Raw genomic sequence first — 23,358 nt, forward strand, 5'->3', positions numbered from 1 at the left:
CATTCGACCCCAGGGATTTCGCTAAAATTGTTAAGTAATGTTTCAGAGTCCTCGGATTAATCCTGGGTTAACACTATGACTGCCGCTTCTGCATCTATCTACGACTTTTCAGCCACCAGCATCGACGGCAAGCCCGTATCGCTCGATGCGTTCAAAGACAAGGTGCTGTTGATTGTGAACACGGCCAGCCAGTGCGGCTTTACGCCCCAATATCAGGGGCTTCAGTCCCTCTACAGCAAATACGCCGATCGGGGTCTGGTGGTGCTGGGCTTCCCGTGCAATCAGTTTGGACAGCAGGAACCGGGAACAGCAGATCAAATCCAGGCGTTTTGCGAAACCCGGTTTGGGGTGTCGTTCCCGCTATTCCAAAAAGTAGACGTGAACGGCAGCAACGCCCATCCTCTGTTTCAATACCTGACGAAATCCGCCCCCGGTATCTTTGGCACGGAGGCGATTAAGTGGAATTTCACCAAGTTCTTGGTCGATCGCCAGGGCAACGTCGTGAAGCGCTACCCGCCCACCACCAAACCAGAAGATCTGGAGGCTGATATTCAGGCATTGCTGTAGCGCGGTTCCTAATTTCTTAATAATGATCGGCTAAGGCAAACGATCGGCCACGGCCGACACGGGACATTCTCGCTATCCTTCTGTCTCGCTATCCTTCTGTCGGCTGTCGCCATTTTACGGAGCAACCGATAGTGTGCGTGTGGGTGTCGGCGATCGCAGTGCCGGAGAGAATGCTGGCGATCGCCTCTTTCAAATAAGCCTTCTGAACCCCGTCAGGATTCTGCGGGCTATCGTCAATTGCCCCGTTATACCGGAGAATGCCCTCGCTATCCAGCAGGTAAATCTCCGGCGTGCGCTCTGCGCCAAACGCCTCGGCCACCTCCTGCGTCACATCGCGCAGGTAGGGAAAGTTGATCGCCTGCTCGATGGCAAAAGACTTCATCTTGTCGAAACTATCGTCGGGGTAGCGCGTGTCGTCGTTGGGATTGATGCCGATCAACGTCACGCCCTGCCCCTGAAAGTCGTCCTGAATTTGCTTGAGGCGATCAATATACAGCCGCACATAGGGGCAGTGGTTGCACATGAAAACCACACAAACCGCCCGATGGGATTTCAGATACCGAGCGAGATGATGCACCTCGCCATCTACACCGGGCAGTTCAAAGTCGGGCGCGTAACTACCAATCGCGGTTCCAGTCATACAGCAAGGAAATTTGCAGAGAAAATTTGCAGGAGACACTAGCCATCATACGCGAATCCTTTAGGGACGCTCATTTGCAAGATGGCCGATTATTTGCCGATGATTTGCAGCCTACTTGCTTTGTAGAGCCGACAGACTCAGGGTATGGTGACTAGGGGCAATCTGAACCACTCGACAACCCAGTTCCCTGCCGCAACCCCATTCACACAATCAACCATTTCTCAGCCCTACTCACCGAGGACGCAGGCCATGCTAGAGCTTTATCAATTTGAGTTATCCCACTACTGCGAAAAGATTCGGCTAATTTTGGACTATAAGGGCTTGCCCTATCACAAGGTGGAAGTGACTCCTGGTGTCGGCCAGCTTGATCTGTTTCGGATGTCTGGCCAGCGCCAGGTGCCCGTGCTGAAAGACGGCTCCACCATCATTGCCGACTCCACCGAAATTGCCGAGTATCTGGAAAAGACCTATCCCGATCGCCCGATTATTCCCACTGACCCCAAGCAGCGCGGGCTGTGTTTGTTAATGGAGCAGTGGGCCGACGAATCCATTGGGCTAAATGCCCGCAAGTGCATGATCGGCGCACTGGGCAAAGACCAGAGCTTCCGCCAGTCGTTTCTCCCCAACACGATTCCTGATTTTCTAAAAACGGTCGTTAGCTCTGTGCCCAATGAGCTATTTAGTGTCCTGGAACTGGGCGTGGGGTTAACCCCAGATGCCCTTAAAGAAGCCGAAGCATCCATGAAGCGGGATCTGGCGGCGCTCTGCTTTATCTTGCTCGATCAGCCCTACCTGATCACCGATCATCCCACCCTGGCAGATTTTGCTGTGGCGGGGCTGACGATGTACGTCAAGTTTCCTGATGGCGACTACCTGGATATTCCCCAATCGCTGAAGGGCAAGGGCGTTCCGGGTATCGCTGACGTGGGTACGTTTGCGCCGTTTTTTGAATGGCGCGATCGCCTCTACACCAACTTCCGCAAAACTGGGACGACCAGCACCAGCAGCAGCGCTAGTCGCCCCACCTCGATTCAGATCGACTAAATTGACTGGGCGTTTGGAATCAGGAGTCAGGTTTTGGGTTCCATCCTGATTCGCACCTGACACCTCCTCCCTAATCTCTCTCTAGCCTCCATAACCTGCCCATAACCGCCAAACGTACCCTGTTTATGGCACTCTGGAACGTAGAGCCTTGTGAAGGATAGCCTAGTGGCTTTCGCACTGGCTGTCAGTCGCGGTTTCTGCTTTCCAGATTCTCCATCGCCAATCTTTACTCACGCCCAAGGGTATGCAAACGCTTCCTAATCCTGTCAATGCGCCCACTCCTCCGTCTGCCCCTGCCGATGCCAACGTGGGCATTGTGCGCCGCAAAACACGCCCGGTTCCCGTGGGCGACATTACCATCGGCGGCGACTATCCGGTGGCGGTGCAGTCGATGATCAACGAAGACACGCTGGATATCGAGGGTTCCGTGGCGGCAATTCGGCGGCTGCATGAAATTGGCTGCGAAATTGTGCGGGTGACTGTGCCCAGCATGGCCCACGCCAAAGCGATGGAGGAAATCCGCGATCGCCTCTACAAGTCCTACAAGCCCGTGCCGCTGGTGGCCGATGTGCATCACAACGGCATGAAAATTGCCTTGGAAGTGGCGAATTATGTGGATAACGTGCGGATCAATCCGGGGCTGTACGTGTTTGAAAAGCCCAAGAGCGATCGCACGGAATACACCAGCGCCGAATTTACTGAAATTGGCGAAAAAATCCGCGAAACCCTGGAACCGCTGGTGATCAAGCTGCGTGACCAGAACAAGTCCATGCGGATTGGCGTGAATCACGGCTCTTTGGCAGAACGAATGTTATTCACCTACGGCGACACGCCCGAAGGCATGGTCGAGTCGGCCCTAGAGTTCATCCGCATTTGCGAATCGCTGGATTTCTACAACATTGAACTATCGCTGAAAGCCTCTCGCGTACCCGTGATGATTGCCGCCAACCGCCTGATGGTGAAGCGCATGGACGAGCTGGGCATGGACTATCCGCTGCACTTGGGCGTGACGGAAGCCGGAGACGGCGAATACGGCCGCATCAAGTCTACCGCGGGCATCGGCACGCTGCTGGCCGAGGGCATCGGCGACACGATCCGCGTCTCGCTAACGGAAGCCCCGGAGAAGGAGATTCCGGTCTGCTACGGCATCTTGCAGGCGCTGGGGCTGCGGCGAACGATGGTGGAATATGTCGCCTGTCCGTCTTGCGGACGCACGTTGTTTAACCTGGAAGAGGTGTTGGCCAAGGTTCGCGCTGCTACAAATCACTTGACCGGGTTAAATATCGCCGTAATGGGGTGCATTGTCAACGGGCCGGGCGAAATGGCCGATGCCGACTATGGCTATGTCGGCAAGCAGGCGGGCTACATTTCGCTGTATCGGGGACGTGAAGAAATTAAGCGCGTTCCGGAAGATCAGGGGGTGCAGGAGTTAATTAACTTGATCAAGGCAGATGGACGCTGGGTTGAGCCGTAGGGTCTAGAGAGCGAGAGCGCGATCGCCCTCATTCCACCCTGGACATCTCAGCCAACGTCGGTTTTGCTCAGTTCCTCACTCCGATTGGGCGAACTTTGACACGCGAACTTTGACACAGGGATTTTCTCGTCAATGCTTCTGTTGCCAATGCTTCTGTGCTTCTGTAATGATTAAGCAGACCGACCCAAGATGCCTGTGCTAGATTGGGCATACCCTCGTCGTGACCTTCTCCTCCTATCGCTATGGATATTACAAAACGCGGACTCGTTTTGGGCAGCACGGCATTTGCTGTCGCAGCAATGACCGTTACCGGGGCGGGGATGCACCTGTCCAAAGGGCAAGCGTTCTTCCAGGAAAGCCCGAAGGAGCTAATTGACGAGGTTTGGCAACTGATCAATCGCACCTACGTCGATGCCACGTTTAACCAGGTTGATTGGCAGGCAGTCCGGCAAGAATATCTAGAGCGCAACTACACGAACCGTGAAGAAGCCTACGCTGCCATCCGCGAGATGCTGGAGCTATTGGGTGATCCCTACACGCGGTTTATGAACCCGGCTGAGTTTCGGGATATGCAGGTAGACACGTCGGGCGAATTGACGGGGGTCGGCATTCAGCTTTCCCAAGACGAAGAAACCAAAGAACTGGTGGTTGTCGCGCCGATCGAAGACACGCCTGCATCGCAGGCTGGCATCCTGGCTAGAGATGTGATTACCAAAATTAACGATCAGACCACTGAAGGCATGGATGTGAACCAGGCAGTGTCGCTGATTCGCGGCCCGGTCGGCACTGAGGTTACGCTTACCATTCGTCGGGGCGATCAGGAGCTAGAGTTCAAGTTGCAACGGGCCCGGATCGAGCTACATCCAGTTAGGTACTCTCTGCAAGACTCCTCGCTGGGCAAGATCGGCTATATCCGCCTGAACCAGTTCAGCGCCAACGCCTCAGAAGAAATGAAAGAGGCAATTCAAGATCTAGAGCGGCAGCAGGCAACGGGCTACGTGCTGGATCTGCGCTCCAATCCAGGCGGACTGCTCTACGCCAGCATCGACATTGCCCGCATGTGGCTAAATGAAGGCGTGATCGTGTCCACCGTAGACCGCCAAGGCATTGCAGAACAGGAGCGGGCCAACGGCAGCGCCCTGACAGACAAGCCGCTCGTGGTGCTGGTGGACGGTGGTTCGGCTAGCGCCAGCGAGATCTTGTCGGGCGCGCTGCAAGACAATGGTCGTGCGGTGCTGGTGGGAACGCAGACTTTTGGCAAGGGACTGGTGCAGTCGGTGCGGGGACTGGGCGATGGCTCTGGGCTGGCGGTGACGGTTGCCAAATATCTGACCCCAAGCGGGCGCGACATCAATAAGCAGGGAATCGAACCCAATGTGCTGGTCGAGTTGACCGACGAACAGCGGGAAACCCTAAGCCAAAACCGGGATCAAATCGGTACGCTGGCTGATCCGCAATATGCGCGGGCACTGGAGGCCCTGCGGCAGGAAATTGCGGCCCATCGGCAGCGCCGAGCCGAATCGCTGCCCTAGCGCGACACTTTGCGAGACAACTGTTCTAGCCATTCGATCCCGACTATCTTTAACGCGGCAGACTTTAACGCGGCAGACATTTTCCAGCGCGAATCAGCCCTACCCGACGGGCGATCGCCTCGCTTTGGGACGCAAACGGCCCCCACTGCTGGATTTCGGTGTCTCCTGCGGTCTGCGACGGGCTGGCAAGTTCAGGGTTCAGATCGGCCGCAGTCACGATATCGCAGTGGCCTTCGGGCTGCTTGACGATGTACCAGTCGGTAGGAGCATTGGTTGATCTATTCGTCGCTTCGTGGGTCGATGCATTCATAGGGGCAATGGCTTCTGGAGTAGGGCAAGATGCAGGGAAGGGCGATCGCCTGCGATCGCTTCCTGGCGCTTCAATCCTAGCAGCGTCCCTACAAAAATCCCCCCTTAGCCAATAACAGCATAGAGGGGGGATTTTTTGATTAGCCAACCGATTGACTAGCCAACCGACTCCGTCCAGCAATGACAGTCGGCAAATAATTTAGCGGCTACTTCGTGGATTCTACGCGCTCAGACAGCGGATCACCTTCGTAGGGCTGCACGCCCGTTTTTGGATATTCGTCTCGGTCAGGGCTGAAAATCTCCGATGCTCCTTCGGTAAGGAATTGAATCGCCTGTCCAATGACCTTAAAAAGATTCATAACGCTGGCCTCAGCAACGAGTGAACGAGGAGCGAGTCATCTGGATAGAGCGGAAATCGAAAGGAAATATAAACTATCCTTAACTTGCTCCACTTCAATCATAGGAAATACAAGGCTTTTTTTGTTGCGCTCGCTACCATTCTTTACAGGAAGCGCAAAAGCCTTAGCCCTAACCTTAGCCCTGAAACAGCGACAGGCAAACTAGAACCAGCAGCACGCCAATTAGATAGAACCGCCCAACCACCTGAGTTTCTGACCAGCCGGTCAGTTCCAGATGATGATGCAGCGGAGCCATCTTGAAGAGACGCTTGCCGATACCGTTTTCATCTTTCGTGGCTTTGTAGTAGCCGACTTGAGCAATGACGGACAACGTTTCGACCAGGAAGATACCGCTCAGAATTAACAGACCAAAGAGCGACTGGCTGACGATCGCCGCAGCCGCTAGCGCTCCGCCCAGCGCTAGGGAACCCGTATCGCCCATAAACACGCGGGCGGGGTTATGGTTGTGTACCAAAAAGCCCAAGTAGCTGCCGCCCATCGCCGCACAGAAAACGGCTAGCTCAGGGTGATCTGGGGCAACGAGTGCCGCCAGACCGAGCAGGGCGATCGCCCCGGTGCCGCCCGCCAGCCCATCCAGCCCGTCGGTCAGGTTGGTGGCGTTGCTCTCGGCCACTAGCACAAACCACGACACCAGCCAGAACAGCGCCCCCAGCGGTAGCGCCAGTCCAAAGGGCAGCAGCACCGTGGTCATACCTGGAAATGAGTGGCTAAAAGCCCAGAGGCAGAACAGTCCCCCAAAGCCGATTTGCAGCGCCAGCTTGGTGCGGGGAGAAATGCCCTTATTCGACTTGCGGCGGAGGATCTGCCAATCATCAAGCCAGCCGATAAACCCATAGGCGAGGGTCAACGCTGCAACCGCCAACACGGTCGGGTGAAACCCGGAGAGCAGCAGGGCGATCGCCACGCCGACGGGAACAACGAAAATGCCGCCCATCGTCGGAGTGCCCGCCTTTTTCAGGTGCGCCTGGGGCCCATCTTCGCGAATCACCTGGCCCGCTTTCCACGCGCGGAGTTGGGGCACAGCCGCATAGCCCAACGCTCCGACCCCCGCCGCGGACAGGGCAAAGGGCAACGTCAGACTAGCCGCTTGCCAGGGCGATCGCCCCGCAGCCACATCCAGCGCCGCCATCAGACAGACCAGAATCGCGGATAACGTCAGGAGCAAGGTGCGCCCCGTTACTGAAATTGACCGACCTGGAGAAATCTTTGCATCCACAGTTTGCGCCTTCACTCCTCACCACAGCCTCTTCTCGCTGCTCAAACCCTCAAAACCTAGACCCAGAAGCCAAAGCAACCTACTTTCGCCTGGAAGCCGACAAAATGTTTCGAGAACCTAAACCCCAGAAGAGTTATCTAAATTCTGGATTACTCAGGGTAATGCCTGATGCACGATTTGAGCCAAAAATCTAGAAGCTGATATCAAACTTCAAACTCAAACCCGACGAATCCAGAAATCGTAAGCAAACGTCACACCACAAGTAATACAGAACAAATAATACAGACGGGCAGGCTTTTTTCCACCCCTCATTCGGAAATTTACATTAGTTTACGGCGATCGCGCGTCATTTGAGTCACACATTTGAAAAATAAGCCTTAGAAATGAGCCTGGGAAATTAAGCTCGAAAAATCAGCCCAAAGAAATCGTCCGAGTCGCACGAGAACCCAGGCTGAGCAGAAAACAGAAAGACCAGCGGTTTAGAAAGCGCGTGGCTCCAGCCCAGAAAATCCGAATCTCGCACAGGTTCCAATCTCACGCAAAATATAGAAGTAGTCCTCAAACAGGAGGCAAAAACAATGTCCCACATTTTGGCGCTAGTCGTCGCCCTGGGCAGCTTTGGGCTGTATATGTCGGCGTTTTTTCTGCCAGAGGTCTACCGCAAAAATGACTTTATCTGGAGCGGCGTGGGCATGTTCTATGCCCTAGTGCTGTGGGTGTGCGCGGGTCGCATCACAGGCGGCGTGCTGCTGGGACAGATAGCCAGCGTCGCCCTGCTGGGCTGGATGAGCTGGCAGTTGATCGAATCGCGGCGACTGCTTACACCCTACGACCAGCAAACGCGGTTGCCCGGATCATCGCGCAACTTGGGCGATTTGCTAAAGCTGGCGGCCGAGGAACTGCCGGGCCGCCTCCAGACCCAGTTCAAGGCTCTGCCGCAGCAAGCATCGGGCTGGATGAGTCAGGTGACGAGTCACGTCGGTAAATCGCCCAAGCTGGCGGGCAAACCCGTGCGATCGCTCCCCAAAGCCAGCCCCAAAGCCAGCCCCAAAGCCGTCCCACCCCAGCCCGCGCCTGTCGATGCGTCCAGCGCTCCCCCTGCGCTCGCTACCCCGGCCGCTGCCAGAACTCGACAACCTCGCCCCCCAGCCAAAACCACCCCTGCGGTCGCTGCCTCCAGCGTTACACCAACTGTGCCCGGGGAATCGCCGACCCCATCCGTAGAAGGGGCTGAGCCGCCAGACCAAGCCGTTTCATCGACCGCCCAGCCTGCGGAGCCAGAGGCAACACCAGCCGTATCTGATCCCCTCGCTCCTGCCCCATCGACTATCCCATCGACCGCTCCATCGACCGCCATCGCTGCATCCGATCCTGCATCCGATGCTGAACCTGGGAGGACTCTGGAACAGGTCGCTGTTGACGAAACCTCGGAGCCAGCAGCGTGGGTAGAACTGGCTACAGACTCAACAGACTCGGCTTCTCCAGACGCATTCCGGCCCGCGACTGAGGACTCGTTTACGCTGGACGAGGTGCTAGTAGAGCTAGCGACCGGGGAAATGTCGGGCGAAATGTCTGTTAAAGTGCCTGCCGATCGCAGCCCTCCTGATACCCCTATTCCCTTCTCGGCTACACCCGAAGCGCTGGTTGAGCAGCAGCCAGAGCCGTTTGAACTGGAGCCTGATGCGCGAGCCACGCAGCCCAGTTCTCCAGCGCCTCTGCCAGATTTACCAGATTCAGGTCTATCAGATCCATCAGATTTATCTGATGTGCGGGCTAATGTGCAGCCTGATGTGCGGACTGATGTACAGCCTGAAAACTCTCAGACCGAGAATCAGCCCCAGCCTCAGATTCAGGACTTGATTGAGTCCGCCGATGGGTTATTCGAGTTGGCAACGGAGCCTGAACCCGACTCGTCGCGTCTGGATGCGCCTGTGGAGAAATTGCCTATGGAGGAATTGTTGGATGCGCCGCGATCGCTCGATGTGCAGCCGCTGCCTGCTCAGCCCGAAGACGCAGCCTGGGAGTTTGACTGGGACCTGCCATCACTAGACTCGCCGGGGTCAGGCTCTCCAGCGCCGGATTCGCCAGCGCCGGATTCGCCAGCGCCAAATCTGCAAGACTCAGATTTGCAAAACTGGACAGACGAGGCCGGGGCGATCGCCCAAAACTGGCAGGACGAGTTTGACGACGACTTCAGCGACGACTTTGATCTCGAACCAGAAAATGCTGGGGAAAATGCAGTAATCGTCTCCATCGAGCGCCTTGATTTATCGCCAGCGCTGGCAGACCCCATTGAGCCGCGCCCCAACGAAGCAGCCTCTACCCCACACGTCAACGCCGCCGAAGCGACTGAGGATCTGGAACCCACGAAATCAGAGCCGTCCTTTGCCGATGAAGACCCCAATGACGATTTGCTGATCTAGGATATCTCGCTATCCCGTCCCAATTATTCCCAGCCCAACCCGAACCCCCGATTCTGAATGTCCCGTTCCTCCGCCCTCCGCAACTACGTCCTCTCGCGCCTGCTGCTGGCTCCGCTGATGCTGCTCACCATCACGACGCTGGTGTTTCTGCTGCTGCGGGCCACGCCCGGCGACCCGGTGGACGCAATCCTGGGGGCACGGGCACCGGATGAGGTGAAGGAAGCCATGCGAACCCGACTGGGGCTAAACGACCCGCTGTGGCTGCAATACGTGAACTATTTGGGGAGTCTGCTGCGGCTAGATCTGGGCACCTCGCTGACCACGCAGGGGCAACCCGTCTGGCAGATTATCCAGCAGCATTTTCCCGCCACGGTAGAGCTAACCGTATGCAGCATGGTGGTGTCGGCGCTAGTCGGGATCACCATTGGGTCGCTGGCCGCGTCGCGCCCCAATTCTCCGCTGGATGCGGGCGGGCGGCTCTTTGGCATCCTCACCTACGCGGTGCCGATGTACTGGTTTGGGATGCTGCTGCAATTGCTGTTTGCAGTGCAGTTGCGCTGGTTTCCCATCGGCACCCGCTTTCCGCTGGCAGCGACCCCGCCGCCGCGCATCACGGGGCTATACCTGTTCGACAGTTTGCTAGAGGGAAATCTGGGGCACTTCTTCACCACGATCTATTATCTGACGCTGCCCAGCCTGACGCTGGGGATCTTGCTCAGCGGCGTGTTTGAACGGATCGTACGGGTGAACCTGAAGCAGACGCTGCGGTCGGACTACGTGGAGGCGGCGCGGGCGCGGGGCGTGCCAGAAGTGCGGATCGTTACAGCACACGCGCTCAAAAATGCGATGATTCCGGTGATCACTGTGCTGGGGTTGATGGTGGCCTCACTGCTGGGCGGCGCGATTCTGACGGAAGTCACTTTCTCCTGGCCCGGCTTGGCAAATCGGCTGTATCAGGCGATCGAGTTTCGCGATTATCCCGTGGTGCAGGGAATTATGGTGTTTTTTGGGGTGATTGTGGCGATCGCCTCCATCTTGATCGACATCTTCAACGCCTGGGTCGATCCGCGCATTCGATATTGATGAATGGATGAATTGATGAATTGATGCAAATTGCTCCGAACGGTATTGAGCCAAACGGCTAAATCGAATCCAACCGATGGTCTAATATCAAAAATTGTATCAAAAGGCACGGAATGCGCCATTTGCATGGTAAGGCGATGATTCCCGCATGGCGCTTCTCCGTTCGCTCAAGACAGACGATACACTGACGGAAACGGGGGTCAGGTTGCTTACGCCAACCCTCCAACGCCTCATTCACTCATTTCCTTTCTTCCTTCTATGCAAACTCCCCTCGGCAAAGTCTACCTAGTTGGCGCGGGCCCCGGCGATCCGGGCTTGTTTACCCTGAAGGGCAAGACCCTGCTGGAACATGCAGACGTGGTGGTGTACGACGCGCTGGTGAGTCCGCAGATTTTGGCGATGATCAACCCGAAGGCGGAGCAGATCAACGCAGGCAAGCGGCGCGGGCGGCATTCGCTGGTGCAGGAAGAAACGACTCGCCTGCTAATTGCAAAGGCACAGACCCACGCGATTGTGGTACGGCTGAAGGGCGGCGACCCGTTTGTGTTTGGGCGGGGCGGCGAGGAAATGAAGGATTTGGTAAATGCGGGTGTGCCCGTGGAGGTGGTTCCGGGGGTGACATCGGGAATTGCTGCGCCGGCCTACGCCGGAATTCCGCTGACCCACCGCAGCTACAGTTCCTCTGTGACCTTCGTCACGGGGCACGAGTCGGCGGGCAAATATCGCCCAGAGGTAAACTGGCGGGCGATCGCCCAGGGCAGCGAAACCATCGTCATCTACATGGGCGTTCACAATCTGCCGCATATCGTCGCAGAACTCCAGGCAGGCGGACTCTCCCTCGACACGCCGATCGCCCTCGTCCGCTGGGGCACGCGCCCAGAGCAAGAAGAACTGCTGGGCACGCTAGGCACGATCGCCCAACAGGTGGAAGCAACGGGCTTCGAGGCTCCGGCGATCGCCGTCATCGGCAACGTGGTGCAGCTCCATAGCCTGTTAGCAGGCTGTCGTCCCGCTATTTACCCTACGCTCTGAAGCAAAAGCTGGGTAAGGGGAATCGGGATGTTGGGAAACGCAAGCGGGGCGATCGCCGCATTCACTGGTTGCGTGTTCAATTGCCGATAGCCGTCCGGAGTTGGCTCCCGAAACACCAGCACTTCGCGGCGATTCACATCCAGAATCCAGTAGTCTGCAATGTCTGCTCTGGCGTAAATTTGTGCCTTAATCTGGCGATCGCTCAGCAGGGTTGAATCCGCGACTTCGATCAATAACAAAATATCGCTGGCAGCAGGATGGCGATCGCCATATTCATTCGGGTCATGGGAGTTTAGAAAAAAAGCGATATTAACTTTCTGATGATTAACTTTCTAACGCAAAAGGGGGTGCGGATACCGATCCACGCCCCCTCTGAAAATTTTAGGTAGAGGTTCAGTCAAAGAATCCTAGGAAAGGCTAAGCCAATTGCAGGCTTAACACACGGGTTCGCGCAGATTCAAACCAGAACCAAACGCCCAACCCCCAACCCTCTAGCCTGCCAGGTTGCCAAACGTTTCAAACACGCCCGACTTGAACACCTGGAACACGAGATAGGCGAAGGCTGCGCCGCCGATGCCGCCCACCAGGAAGCTGCCCGCAAACTCACTCCAGCCTTCAGAAGTTGCCAGCGCTTCTGGCGGGTTGGGCGTGGTCACCGTGGCGATCGGCTTCTTCACGCCAACGCTGCTGTAGAGCGAGAGGCACACCGTCAGAATCACCACCAAAATTACCGCTTCGATCAGCCCCACCAGATCACCCACGCCAGAGTTGCGAAACTGGCTGGTGTAAGCAAAGGGGCCAAAAAGCAAATAGCCATGCGCCATGCCTACTTCTAGCCCACGCCGCTGAGCCGACAGCCCAGGACGATAGGCAGGCAGATTATTGATCAGCGCTTTGGTAAAGCCGGAGGAATTGATCGGGGTTGCCAGGTTGCCGATCTGGGGATCGCCAGCAGGCTGTACTACGTCTGTCATGTTCGAGAATCTCCAAGAAATTTGTAACGGTGCATTGCGATATCCGAGAATGAGGAGAAGAAAGCCTCAGATAGGGTGTGAGAAAGTCGGGCAGAGTCAATTACTCGTCACGCTCGATATAGATGAACAAAAGTGCCATCGTCACAGCGGGAAACACCCAACCAACAATGGGAACAAAGATGGAAGGCAAATAAGAAGCTGCCATATCAAATTTCCTATTGGGAACTACAAGCGGTTCAGAACCGAATGTACTGCGAATTGTGATGCAATGTCGAAACGCTAAGAATTTTTAACAAAATCTGCTCAAGTCAGGCTGGTGGTTCCACTTCTGTAGTAATTCGATACACTAAAACCGTGCGTTTGACTGTGTATTTGTGTAATTAAAGAAGCACGGTGATTATCCAGTCTGAGCGAGTGCTAAAGACATCTTGAAACATTTGTTTCAGCCTGCTTTTCAGGGTGTGATGCTGGCCTGAGTTCTGACCGAAAGCTGACCGAAAGCTGACCGAAAGCTGACCGAAAGCTGACCGAAATTTAGTATTTTGCGTTTCCCCCAGTCCTGGCAAGAGGTTCTGATGGCGTTTTGGGAATTTCTGATTCAGCAGGAGGGCGATCGCTCGTGGTTGCCGCTAGAGTCTCCCGATGTGGAGGTTTTAGAAGGGCGCTATCGGGTGGTGGCCCGTTCCAGCCGGGTGAATACACCCGTCGAAATTTCTATTATTCAGACCATCACCACCGAGCATCCACCCCGACGGCGCGTCCAAAAGCGGATGGGGCAGACCAATCCTGACGGGCTGCTGGTGGTGCTGCCTTTTACTCGGCTGGAGCCGGGGGCGTGGGAGTTGCGCTGTGTCGGCGATCTCATGTCCGACCTGGTGGGTGAGGGCTGGGGCTATGGGGTCAAGCTCCAGGTCTTGAGCCATGAGATGGATGCAGACGGGGACGATGACCTGCTGCCCGAAGATTGGCACAGCCACATCGCCGTGACGGATCAGGTCGCGCCTCATGGCACAGAGCGGGCGGCCGAGCGAGCAACCGAGCCTCCGGATGCAGAGGAACTGCTGGAAACCCAAAGCCTGCAAGAGGCGGCGAATGCGGGCGATCGCCCTCCAGACTCACCCGCGATCGAGCCAGCCGAACCAGCCGCCGCCGAAGACGATTTCCTGGCGACGCTGGCGGCGATCGAGGCAGAACTGAACCTGCCCGAATCGGCTGAACCTGCATCTGAACTCATGTCTGAATCTACGCCAGATGTGCCCAATGCGGAGGCAGACCTGGGGGCGATCGCCGCTGGGGCAGAGGACGGCGATCGCCAGAGCGATCGGTCGGCAATGGTTCCAACTCCGGTGGCTGCAATGGTTCCAACTCCGGTGGCCGCCGTCGCTTGCGCTGCCGACTTGCCGCCGATGCGGCTGGTGCTGCATCCTGACCACTACACGGCGCAGTGGGGCGGTACGCTGCGGATCACTGGCCAGGTGGTTGCAGCAAATCACGAATTAGCCCAAGACTCTACACAAGGGGTTCCTGCCCTCTACCTGGATCTGGCTCTGCGCGATCCGCAAAGCGGCGAACCGCTGGCGCAAGTCAGGCATCATTTGCCAGGTGGCACCCTGCCCTGCGTGGTGGACTGCGCGATCGACATTCCCGATGTAGACACCACTCGGCTGATGCTGGGCGAAGCAACGCTGTCCGCGCCTCAAGGCGAACCGCAGGAGCCATTTTTGCTGGCGGCCCAGAGCTTCACGGTGACGGCGGCGCTGGATGATCTGCTAGAGGCGATCGCCAACGACTTTCCGGGCGACCTCACCTCGCCGTTTGTAGACGAAAAAGACCTAGATCTGTCCTTGCTCAACCTGGTGGATGGCACACCCGCCTCCGCCGCGCCATTGCCAGAAGTCCGCCCAGCAGGCGATCAGGTGTTGCCGCCACAGATCTTTCAGCCTGCGGCTGCGGCCGATGCGCCGACCGCCAAGCCTGTGGAGCTACCGCCCTGGGGCAATCCGCTTCCTGGCTTTGAAAACGGCATCAACCTCTGGCAGTTGGCAGCCGCCGTTTCGACTGGGCAAACCCCTTTTACTCGCCTCGACAGCAGCGCCCCGCCGCCCGACCCATCCCAAACGGACGAATCCCCATCGACAGCGAATCAAACCGAGGGCGAATTGACCCATCGCCTGCTTCCCGACGATCAAGCGGCGTGGGTTGAGGAGGTTGCAAATTTTGCGGACTCCGACGCGGCAACTCCAGAATCGCCTCCCCCGCCCCTCGCCGCAGCAGACGATGCCGACCTCTCGATTTATCTGACTCACGTCAATCGCGCCAGTCGGTCAAAGCCGCCCGTCGAAATCCCCCCGGACGAACCCAGAGCCGCCGTTCGAGAGGTGTCCCCAGCAGAAGCCGACCCTTTGGAGGCAGGCAGTTCCAAAACCGCAAACCTGGAAGCCGCAGGCTCAGAGCCGCAATCTGACCAGATGCCGCCCGAATCGGCGATCGCCGATTCGGCAGATGCCCCGCTGGAGTGGAACCACGAAGCACTCTCTTTGGGGCAGCCTGCGCCGTTGCCCAAGGGCACACCCCGGTTTCTGTCGCCGGAAGATCGAGCATTTCAGGCATTGAACTTGCAGCGTCGCTTTTTGTCCCGGTTGACGGCACTGGCGACCGATCGAGAGTTGGGAGCGCTGATGCAGCCCGGTTCGCCGCCGCTGGGGCGCGACCTGGGCTTGACCACCGACGAAATCGTGGTGGACGATGCGCCCCTGCCACCGCCCCAGCGCTCTAGTCTATACCGCCCCGAACACGCACCAGAACCGCCGCCTGTAGTGCTGCCTGCGGAAGACCCTGTGCCTTCACCTGTAATGGACGTGCCCCAAGGCGAACTCACGTCTGGTCAGCGCATCGAAATTGGCATTGCGCTGCCCGACTTAGAACCCCGCTTTTACGTCAAGCTGTGGCTGCGCGATCGCCAATCTCGCACGATTTTGGACGGGCCGCGCTGGGTGATGAACTTTGCACCCGATGGTCAGGGCTATCAGATTGCCTATACCCAGGTCACCGTGCCCTTTGGCTGCGTGGAAACGCAATTCGAGGCGATCGCCGTTGAAATGTCTACCCAGCGCGAGAGCCGCAAGGTCGTTCAGTCACGCCGCGTTGTGCCGCCTGACCTGCCCCAGCTTGATTTGAACGATCTGGGCATTTAGTCGATTCTTGATTTTGGATGGGCGATTTTGGATCGTTACTCATCGTTACTCAAGCGTCTGGAGAGCTTCCAGTCATTCCGGCAGACCAGGAAGCGCTGATCTGACCCGGACTGACCCAGCGCGACAATCCCGCAGCCACAGCCGGATCGCCTGCGCGACCACACCCTCGCTGCTGTCGCGGGGCGGGCTAGCGGGCTGTCGCTGAGGATAGCTCCCCCAACTCGACAGCAGGCCCACCAAGTGCCACTGGTCTGCCTGCTGCGTCAGAAACAGCCAATAAAACCCTTGGAGTTGGGCATAGCCGCCGTGGCCATACTGCCGCTCCAGCGTGGTGAAAAAGACCTGCTGGGGCTGATCCTCAGGGGCGATCGCCCGATATTCTTCCAGGCCCAGTTCTTCTGGGCTTGCGGGCAGGGGGCGATAGTCGGGCGACCCCGCCAGCAGCACGTAGCTCGGCGGCAGGTCAGTGGCGCGGCTGCTGGAGCGCGATCGCGCGATGACTCGATTGGCATAGCTGGGCAAATCGCGCAGCAGTAGCGGCATCAGGGACTCCAGCGTATCAGGACAGTAGCTTTGCAGCACGCGCCGGGATGGGGCGCGAGAACGCTGCGCCAACCGCAAGGACTCTATCGGGTGAATCCGTGTCCCAGTCGCGCCCGCCAGTTCTGGAGGACTAGCAACAGGTTGAGCGATTGTTATTGGCGCAAATAGGGCGATCGCCCACCATCCATTCCCCATAAAGTTCTACAAGCCCTAAACAAAAAGCCTTAAACAGCCTCAAACACCAGGGTATTTGAATATCCAGCCCCAATTCTCGACCCTCAGCCCTGCATAAATTACACTTCATTGCGATTCGCAAACTGTGTAAACCCATCATGCTACGGTCGATACTGTTAATGAAACCCATGTATTCGAGATATCGCAGGCACATGAAGGAGAACATTCTGATTTCTTCGACTGAATCCATCGCCGCTCCCGCCCTGAGGGAAGACTTCAGCGAATACGTTGCACATCTTCAACTTCACATGGCCCTGCACGCCCGCAAGCTAGTTCCCAATCTGAACAGCACCGATGGCAGCCGCCAGCAGCTGTTGCACCAGACGCAGGCCGACTTCGAGAAGTTTGTATCTCGCCAAGGTTTGTAGGCTGGCATTCCGCGGGCTGGCCTTTTCAAGCGCTTTCCTTCAGAAAATCCAGGCGACACAGGAGACACAGGAGATACAGGAGATTCTGCCAGCAGGGAGGCTCCATCCAGAGACTCAGTTCAATCAACACTCAGTTCAATCAACTAGGATGCTCACCACTCCAGTCGCTAGGTCGTAGTAGGCTCCTACCACCTTGAGTCGTCCTGCGCTCACTGCCTGAGATACGACAGGGGATTGGGTCAGCCGCTGAGTTTGTAGCCGGACGTTTGCTTTCACCGCGCGGGTGAGGCGATCGCCCGGTTTTAGCATTTTGTTGGGCTGTTCACATTGCAGTTGGGCCAGTTCTGCATCCGCAAGGGCGATCGCAGGCTGGATTTGGCGGATCAGGCTATCCAGCGCCCCTGGCAGCTTGCCACCCTGGAGCGCTGCCGTTACCGCACCGCAGCCCGCATGGCCCAGCACCATGACCAACGGCGTATGCAGCAAGCCAATTGCATACTCCTCGCTGGCCACGTCCTCCAGCGCCGCCACGTTGCCCGCTACCCGCACCACGAACAAATCGCCAATGCCCTGATCAAACACAATTTCTGGCACCACCCGCGAATCGGCGCAGCTCAAGATTGCCGCAAAGGGAGACTGAGTTTCTGCAACCTCTGTCAGTCGGGATGTATCTTGATGGGGCAGCCGCCGCCGCCGCGCAACGAACCGCCGATTTCCTGCAATCAGTTCTGCCAATGCCTGATCGGGCGTGGTGGGCACAGGCGCAGCCGCCTCTGAAATCAAGCCCTTTTCCGAGTTGGCTGTCACTTCACCTGATGTAACCAATCTATAGCTAGAGGACGGTCGCTCGGTCGAAACCAGCGAAAGAGGAGCGATCGCCAGCCCAGTTCCCACCGAAACGCCACCCAACCCCTTCAAAAACTCTCGCCTGGAAACCGTCAACCCTTGCGCCCTCAAAAATCCTAAGCCCCAACCTCTAACTGCTTCAGCTTCCAAGTGCCGCTAGAAATCAGGTTCGTCACAATATGCGCCACAATCGGCACCAGCAGGTTGCCCGTCAGCAGCGCACTAGCCCCCAGCGCCGCGCCCACTAGCGTTGCCCAAATCACGTAGGCCCACTGTTGCGACCCGCTGTAGTGCAACACGCCAAAGCACAGGCTGCTGATCAACAGTCCAAACCAATTTAGCCCGATCGCAGGCAACATCACGCCGCGAAACAGCAGTTCCTCGCTCAGCCCTGGCAGCAGCCCCAGCCAGATCAGGTCAACCCAGGTCAGCGGCTTGATTACCAGCGCCAGGTAGGTGTCTGCACTGGTGCGATAGGCCGGCCAGAGGCGATAGGCTCCCTCACTGGCCAGACTAATACCCAGCGCCAGCGCCACCCCAAGTCCCACCGCAGACGGACGAACGCTGACGGGCAGCATGTCTACCGTGTCAAACGTCAGCCAAAACCGGGACACGATCAGCAGCACCAGCGCCGTGATGCCCATTGCTGTTAGCACCTGGGTGCGATCGAGGGGTTCGAGTTGGGGTTGCGTGGGGGTGGGCACGGTGGAGTAGGGCTAGGGTGCTGATGATGGGCTGGGGTCTTGGAGGGTTAGGGAATTAACAAGGGGACAGGGGCTTCTGAACATCCCGTTGCGCCTGATCTTAATTATCCACTTTCTATTACTCCATCCCGTCTGCTACTCCATCCCGTCTACCTGTTGCCGAATTCTCTCAGGCTAGCATTTTGGGGAGGTTTGCCGTGAGGGATTCCAGGCTGCCGGAAGGGGCGAGCGCCCGCAAATTCTCCGCCGTCGGCGATAGAGCAGCGGGGTCGAGTCCAGCGCGGTGGGCGACCAGCACGCCGAGGGCTTCCAGATAAGACTGGACGGCGATCGCCCGAATGCCCATTGCCTCAGCGGTAGCCTGCATCCGCGTCGTGTTGTCCGCCACGGTGATGATTTGGGTGTGGGTTTGCCCTAGGCTGAGAACCGCACTGCCGCCGCAAGCCGTGGCAGGAATCACCAGCGCATCGACCTGATTGGCCCAGATGTCCTGGCTCAGTGGGTTCTGATTCGTCTGGCAAACAAACTGCGGGGCGCGGCTGAGGCCGACTAGCACGCAGGGAAGAAACGTGTGCCCCAGTTCCTCAGCAGCAGACTTGGGAGAAAGCGTCGGATCGAGGGGCAGCGGCGACAGAGCGGGCGCGTGGGCGCAGGGAACCTGGAACGTCCGCACGACCAGATGGCTGATGATGGCTTCGGCTCCGGCCAGAGGATCGACCCCCTGCCCGTGACGATAGGCGTTCAGTGCGTCGCTGCCCTCGTCGTCGGGAAAGCGGGCCACCACGGCGATCGCCTCTGCCTTGGCCTGCGTAATCAGTGTTTCAACCCCGCGCAGCAGGCTGTCGGGATGTTGCAGCGTGCCCCAGGTTGCGCCCGAGTCCGCCGTTTGCAGGCTCACGCCTAGCGGCGCATCTGTCACGACATATTCCGTCAGGCTCAGCCCCAGCGTCGCCCGCGCTGCGTCTGCCGCCTGCAAGTGTCGCCAGCGCAGATCCGGCTCAATGCCCGCATCCAGCAGCAGCCCCACCCGGTTCTGGCGCACGGGCCGCAGCCCCCACTGTCCTGCGGCAAACTGATCCAGTCCATAGCCCTCGACGTACAGCGCGTTGGGCAGCGGCCAATACAACTGCGCCCCGTTCAGCACGTTGGGATGGGTAATCAGCCGATCGGCCACCTGGGCGATCGCCCTTGCCACGGGCAGCGCGTCCCCCGCGTAGCCGCCAATTGCCGCGCCCACCCCCGTCGGCACTATCAGCATCACAGTATAGGGGCGATCGCACATTGGGTTCATAGGAATCAGGCTTTGAGGATTAGGATTCAGGGAGTAAAGCTCCACACTAGCCACAGTAGCAACTGATTATAAATCAGGGTGCATCTGTATCCAGAGGGGATTCAAAGTAACTCGAATTGCGGTTTTTTAAGGATCATCCAGAAGTCCATCTGCCCAGGTTTCTGAAGATTCTGGGTGGTTGGGCGTTGGCTGAAAGACGGCGATCGCCCAGCGCAGTTTGGTACAACGGTCTTACGTGGGTTTGCATCGACTTTGCATCGACTTTGCATCGACTTTGCATCGACTTTGCATCAGTTTTGCAGCTTTGCATTAGTTTTGCATACGTCTTGCTGCGTCTGAATTATGTCTATTTGTGCAGCCCAAGCTGCGACCCAGATAATTTTAATTCAGATAGATATTAGTGATGCCAGACCTCACTTACGCTTCATTGCCCGATACCTTGAGTGCTGACTTACCCGGCCTGTCTTCAGGCTTTCACTTGTCTGGACTGCCAGGCACAACCGATGGCTTTAGTCGCGTTGGCAGCAAAGCATACCCGCAGCAGACCGCCTTAAGTTCCAGATACGATCTAGATGCGTTCAAAAACTTATCCGATATCGATTCAATCTCAGGTTCAAGAGTCCGTTCGTTATCGTTTAATTCATCTATACCGAGTTCAAATATCTGGAATAGTTCTCGGTTTGTATCCAGTAATCTCTTTAGTGGATACTTTAACGGACAAGAGGAGGGCGATCGCCCGTCTTTCTCGAATTCCCAACCCGGTCAGCGCCATACCTCAAAGCCAGACGCGCTAACGGGCCTCGCAGACGAGGACGGACTGGTCGCCACAGCCACCCGAAACCGCAGATCGGGCGGCGTGAATGCTCAGCAAACCATCCACGAATCGCTTTCACGCTGGGATGCCCGCAACCCTACTCGCCCCAATACTTACAAAGATGACTACAGGCTGCAAAGCACAACAGGCGGACAAGTACAGCTAGACCTGACTTCCGGCGCGTTTGATGCATACCTGCAAATCGTCGATAGCCGCACGGGCCGGGTCATTGCCGCAAACGACGACGGGGGCGGCGGCACAAACGCCCGCCTGACGCTCAATCTGCAAGCAGGGGTTGGCTATATCGTCCGCGTCACCAGCTATTGGGCCAACGAAACGGGGAACTACTCGCTGACGCTGAGTACGCCCAATGCTCAGCCCCCCGCCAACGGGTTCAACAGCACCTACGGCTATGGCCTGGTCAATGCCGCTGCGGCCGTCGCGCAGTCGATCGGTCGCACGCCGTTTACCCCCGTGGCAGACGCAGGCCATAGCTGGAGCAATAACCTGGTGAATGCGCCAGAGGTGTGGGCACAGGGCTACACCGGGCGCAACGTGGTGGTGGCTGTGGTGGATACAGGCGTGGACTACACCCACAGCGACCTGGATGCCAACATCTGGCGTAATACGCGGGAAATTGCGGGCAACGGCATTGATGACGACGGCAACGGCTTTGTAGACGATGTGCGCGGCTGGAACTTTGCCAACGGCAACAACAATCCGATGGACGTGAACGGGCACGGCACCCACGTTGCCGGGACGATTGCCGCAGAGAACAACGGCACAGGCATTACCGGAGTTGCCTACAATGCCCAGATTATGCCCGTGAAGGTGCTGGGAGACGACGGATCGGGCACGAATCTGAGCGTGGCGCGGGGGATTCGCTACGCGGCCGACAACGGGGCAAACGTGATTAACCTGAGCCTGGGCGGTGGCTATAGCAGCGATATTGAATCAGCGATCGCCCATGCCGTTTCCAAGGGGGCGATCGTGGTTATGGCGGCAGGCAACGAAGGCGCAGCCCGCCCCAGCAACCCAGCCAGCCTTGCGATTCAGTATGGTGTCTCCGTCGGGGCGATCGACAGCAGCGGCAACCTGGCATCCTTCTCCAACCGCGCCGGAACCGATAGCCGAATGCAGCATGTCGTGGCACCGGGGGTAAATATTCTCTCGACCCGTCCGGGTGGCCGCTATCAATCCCTGAACGGCACGTCGATGGCTACGCCCCACGTCGCGGGTGTGGTCGCCCTGATGCGTCAGGCAAACCCCAACCTGACCGATGCCCAGGTGCGCCAAATCCTGACCAGCAGCGCCATCCGCGCCAGCAGCAGCCTGTCCAGCCCGGTCGATCCTGCGTCTCTGACGCTGACGCTCGTACCCCGGCGATCGCGCCGTTAGGGGATTCCCGAACCGGGGGCCTGCCCTCCTGGTTCGTTTTGGAAAATTTTCCTGAACTCTGCGGGCTACGCCCAGACGGTTTGGCCTCTGGCGTTTCGACCCACTGGGGGGTTAATTTAGGACAAAGCTAGACCTCTACCCCCCTCCCTTGTCTTATGAACCTCCCAACCTCGCAGGTCTATCCTGTGATTTGGCAAGACGACCATGTTTGGCTAATTGACCAAAACCGACTGCCGACCGAATATGACCTGGTGCAGATCAGTCGCTGCGACGACATGGCGATCGCCATTAAAACCATGATCGTGCGCGGGGCCCCCGCGATCGGCGTGGCGGCTGCCTACGGGATGTATCTGGGAGCCAGAGAAATCGAGACGGGCGATCGCGATCAATTTTTGCGCGAGCTGGAATCTGTGGCCATGAAGCTGCGGGCTACCCGGCCCACCGCCGTTAACCTGTTTTGGGCCACAGAGCGGATGCTGAAGGTGGCACGGCAGACCATCGGCCCGGTGGACTATCTCAAAACGGCGCTACTGCAAACGGCGCAGGCGATTCAGACCGAAGACCTGACAACCTGTCGGGCGATCGGCGACCACGGGCTGGCCGCGCTGCCCACCACGCCCCACAAGCTGCGCCTGCTGACCCACTGCAACGCCGGGGCCCTGGCCACCGCAGGTTACGGCACGGCCCTGGGGGTTGTGCGCTCCGTGTGGCGAGAAGATCGGCTGGAGCGGCTCTATGCCGACGAAACGCGCCCCCGCCTGCAAGGGGCCCGCCTCACTGCCTGGGAATGCGTGCAGGAAGGTATCCCCACTACGCTGATCACCGACAGTATGGCCGCCCACTGTATGCAGCGCGGACTAGTGGATGCCGTCGTGGTAGGCGCAGACCGCATCACCGCCAATGGCGACACCGCCAACAAAATCGGCACCTACAGTCTGGCGCTGGTGTCCCGCGCCCACAATATTCCCTTCTACGTCGCTGCGCCACTCTCCACAGTGGACTTCAGCCTCAGCGACGGCAGCAAAATCCCCATCGAGGAGCGTGATCCAGTTGAGGTCTATCAAATCGGCGAAACGGTGATCGCGCCGGAAGGCTTGGACTATTACAATCCCTCGTTTGATGTCACGCCTGCGGAGCTAATTACGGGCATCATCACCGAATATGGCGTGGTGAAACCTGCGGACTTGGTGGGTCTGCAAGCCAAGCAGGTGAGTTAGCTCTCTGAACCTCTGCCGAACTGCAACGAAATTGCG

General features: G+C 57.8%; 22 protein-coding genes. 11 read left to right on the forward strand and 11 right to left on the reverse strand.

What is annotated here, in order from left to right; translation table 11 throughout:
* The first annotated feature begins 75 nt into the window (after positions 1 to 75).
* Positions 76 to 567, forward strand: a complete 492-nt coding sequence (locus O77CONTIG1_RS07595) for a glutathione peroxidase (RefSeq protein WP_068509417.1) — start codon at positions 76 to 78, stop codon at positions 565 to 567.
* An 88-nt stretch (positions 568 to 655) separates the two neighbouring features.
* On the opposite strand, the gene O77CONTIG1_RS07600 is transcribed toward O77CONTIG1_RS07595, so the two are convergent.
* Positions 656 to 1,207 carry a thioredoxin family protein gene (locus O77CONTIG1_RS07600; RefSeq protein ID WP_068509419.1) on the reverse strand — a complete coding sequence of 184 codons (552 nt, stop codon included), beginning with the start codon at positions 1,205 to 1,207 and terminating at the stop codon, positions 656 to 658.
* Positions 1,208 to 1,456: 249 nt separating this feature from the next.
* Here O77CONTIG1_RS07600 and O77CONTIG1_RS07605 point away from each other — a divergent pair, with 249 nt between their 5' ends.
* From O77CONTIG1_RS07605 to ctpC, 3 genes are all read left to right on the forward strand, one after another.
* Positions 1,457 to 2,251 (forward strand): glutathione S-transferase family protein, encoded by a 795-nt coding sequence (locus tag O77CONTIG1_RS07605; protein ID WP_068509421.1) that lies wholly within the window; start codon positions 1,457 to 1,459, stop codon positions 2,249 to 2,251.
* A gap of 244 nt (positions 2,252 to 2,495) precedes the next feature.
* Positions 2,496 to 3,725: a (E)-4-hydroxy-3-methylbut-2-enyl-diphosphate synthase gene (gene ispG / locus O77CONTIG1_RS07610; protein WP_068509423.1), complete on the forward strand. Its 1,230-nt coding sequence runs from the start codon at positions 2,496 to 2,498 to the stop codon at positions 3,723 to 3,725.
* A 242-nt stretch (positions 3,726 to 3,967) separates the two neighbouring features.
* Positions 3,968 to 5,257 carry a carboxyl-terminal processing protease CtpC gene (gene ctpC, locus O77CONTIG1_RS07615; protein ID WP_068509426.1) on the forward strand — a complete coding sequence of 430 codons (1,290 nt, stop codon included), beginning with the start codon at positions 3,968 to 3,970 and terminating at the stop codon, positions 5,255 to 5,257.
* A gap of 64 nt (positions 5,258 to 5,321) precedes the next feature.
* Here ctpC and O77CONTIG1_RS07620 read toward each other — a convergent pair whose 3' ends face one another.
* The 3 genes from O77CONTIG1_RS07620 to mraY form a co-directional block, all read right to left on the reverse strand.
* Positions 5,322 to 5,567: a hypothetical protein gene (locus tag O77CONTIG1_RS07620; protein ID WP_068509427.1), complete on the reverse strand. Its 246-nt coding sequence runs from the start codon at positions 5,565 to 5,567 to the stop codon at positions 5,322 to 5,324.
* A 205-nt stretch (positions 5,568 to 5,772) separates the two neighbouring features.
* Complete coding sequence (locus O77CONTIG1_RS07625) at positions 5,773 to 5,925, reverse strand: isochorismate synthase (protein ID WP_068509430.1); 153 nt, start codon at positions 5,923 to 5,925, stop codon at positions 5,773 to 5,775.
* A 175-nt stretch (positions 5,926 to 6,100) separates the two neighbouring features.
* Complete coding sequence (gene mraY / locus O77CONTIG1_RS07630; protein WP_068509432.1) at positions 6,101 to 7,216, reverse strand: phospho-N-acetylmuramoyl-pentapeptide-transferase; 1,116 nt, start codon at positions 7,214 to 7,216, stop codon at positions 6,101 to 6,103.
* Positions 7,217 to 7,779: 563 nt separating this feature from the next.
* On the opposite strand from mraY, the gene O77CONTIG1_RS25410 reads away from it, so the two are divergent.
* The 3 genes from O77CONTIG1_RS25410 to cobA all read left to right on the forward strand — a co-directional run bounded on the left by O77CONTIG1_RS25410 (position 7,780) and on the right by cobA (position 11,739).
* Positions 7,780 to 9,624 carry a Ycf66 family protein gene (locus O77CONTIG1_RS25410; protein ID WP_068509434.1) on the forward strand — a complete coding sequence of 615 codons (1,845 nt, stop codon included), beginning with the start codon at positions 7,780 to 7,782 and terminating at the stop codon, positions 9,622 to 9,624.
* Between the two features lie 57 nt (positions 9,625 to 9,681).
* A complete protein-coding gene (locus O77CONTIG1_RS07640; protein ID WP_068509436.1) occupies positions 9,682 to 10,707 on the forward strand; it encodes an ABC transporter permease in 1,026 nt (341 codons plus the stop codon).
* A gap of 258 nt (positions 10,708 to 10,965) precedes the next feature.
* Positions 10,966 to 11,739 carry a uroporphyrinogen-III C-methyltransferase gene (cobA, locus tag O77CONTIG1_RS07645; protein WP_068509438.1) on the forward strand — a complete coding sequence of 258 codons (774 nt, stop codon included), beginning with the start codon at positions 10,966 to 10,968 and terminating at the stop codon, positions 11,737 to 11,739.
* On the opposite strand, the gene O77CONTIG1_RS07650 is transcribed toward cobA, so the two are convergent.
* The 3 genes from O77CONTIG1_RS07650 to psaI all read right to left on the reverse strand — a co-directional run bounded on the left by O77CONTIG1_RS07650 (position 11,724) and on the right by psaI (position 12,918).
* Entirely contained in the window at positions 11,724 to 11,978 is a 255-nt protein-coding gene (locus O77CONTIG1_RS07650; RefSeq protein WP_286132601.1) for a Uma2 family endonuclease, read from the reverse strand. The genes cobA and O77CONTIG1_RS07650 overlap by 16 nt on opposite strands.
* A gap of 252 nt (positions 11,979 to 12,230) precedes the next feature.
* Complete coding sequence (locus O77CONTIG1_RS07655; RefSeq protein ID WP_068509441.1) at positions 12,231 to 12,713, reverse strand: photosystem I reaction center subunit XI; 483 nt, start codon at positions 12,711 to 12,713, stop codon at positions 12,231 to 12,233.
* Between the two features lie 100 nt (positions 12,714 to 12,813).
* A complete protein-coding gene (gene psaI / locus O77CONTIG1_RS28330) occupies positions 12,814 to 12,918 on the reverse strand; it encodes a photosystem I reaction center subunit VIII (protein WP_068509443.1) in 105 nt (34 codons plus the stop codon).
* A 370-nt stretch (positions 12,919 to 13,288) separates the two neighbouring features.
* Between psaI and O77CONTIG1_RS07665 the strand changes: the two genes are divergently transcribed.
* Positions 13,289 to 15,907, forward strand: a complete 2,619-nt coding sequence (locus O77CONTIG1_RS07665; protein ID WP_068509445.1) for a hypothetical protein — start codon at positions 13,289 to 13,291, stop codon at positions 15,905 to 15,907.
* 72 nt (positions 15,908 to 15,979) lie between these two features.
* Here the strand turns inward: O77CONTIG1_RS07665 and O77CONTIG1_RS07670 are convergent, their stop codons facing one another.
* The gene (locus tag O77CONTIG1_RS07670; RefSeq protein WP_156435028.1) at positions 15,980 to 16,645 is read right to left on the reverse strand and encodes a hypothetical protein; all 666 of its coding nucleotides are present in this window, start codon (positions 16,643 to 16,645) and stop codon (positions 15,980 to 15,982) included.
* A 191-nt stretch (positions 16,646 to 16,836) separates the two neighbouring features.
* Here O77CONTIG1_RS07670 and O77CONTIG1_RS07675 point away from each other — a divergent pair, with 191 nt between their 5' ends.
* Complete coding sequence (locus tag O77CONTIG1_RS07675) at positions 16,837 to 17,052, forward strand: hypothetical protein (protein WP_068509448.1); 216 nt, start codon at positions 16,837 to 16,839, stop codon at positions 17,050 to 17,052.
* Between the two features lie 135 nt (positions 17,053 to 17,187).
* On the opposite strand, the gene O77CONTIG1_RS07680 is transcribed toward O77CONTIG1_RS07675, so the two are convergent.
* The 3 genes from O77CONTIG1_RS07680 to O77CONTIG1_RS07690 form a co-directional block, all read right to left on the reverse strand.
* Positions 17,188 to 17,994, reverse strand: coding sequence for a carbonic anhydrase (locus O77CONTIG1_RS07680; protein ID WP_225894712.1), 807 nt, complete (start codon positions 17,992 to 17,994; stop codon positions 17,188 to 17,190).
* Positions 17,995 to 18,014: 20 nt separating this feature from the next.
* Positions 18,015 to 18,602, reverse strand: a complete 588-nt coding sequence (locus O77CONTIG1_RS07685; protein WP_068509452.1) for a CPBP family intramembrane glutamic endopeptidase — start codon at positions 18,600 to 18,602, stop codon at positions 18,015 to 18,017.
* A gap of 169 nt (positions 18,603 to 18,771) precedes the next feature.
* A complete protein-coding gene (locus tag O77CONTIG1_RS07690) occupies positions 18,772 to 19,938 on the reverse strand; it encodes a DUF3326 domain-containing protein (protein WP_317134224.1) in 1,167 nt (388 codons plus the stop codon).
* 811 nt (positions 19,939 to 20,749) lie between these two features.
* On the opposite strand from O77CONTIG1_RS07690, the gene O77CONTIG1_RS07695 reads away from it, so the two are divergent.
* Together O77CONTIG1_RS07695 and mtnA are read left to right on the forward strand one after the other, a co-directional pair.
* Positions 20,750 to 22,105, forward strand: coding sequence for a S8 family peptidase (locus O77CONTIG1_RS07695; RefSeq protein WP_068509455.1), 1,356 nt, complete (start codon positions 20,750 to 20,752; stop codon positions 22,103 to 22,105).
* A 155-nt stretch (positions 22,106 to 22,260) separates the two neighbouring features.
* Complete coding sequence (mtnA, locus tag O77CONTIG1_RS07700; protein WP_068509457.1) at positions 22,261 to 23,322, forward strand: S-methyl-5-thioribose-1-phosphate isomerase; 1,062 nt, start codon at positions 22,261 to 22,263, stop codon at positions 23,320 to 23,322.
* Positions 23,323 to 23,358 lie beyond the last annotated feature (36 nt).

The sequence above is a fragment of the Leptolyngbya sp. O-77 genome, from assembly GCF_001548395.1.
Classification (GTDB): Bacteria; Cyanobacteriota; Cyanobacteriia; order Elainellales; family Elainellaceae; genus Thermoleptolyngbya.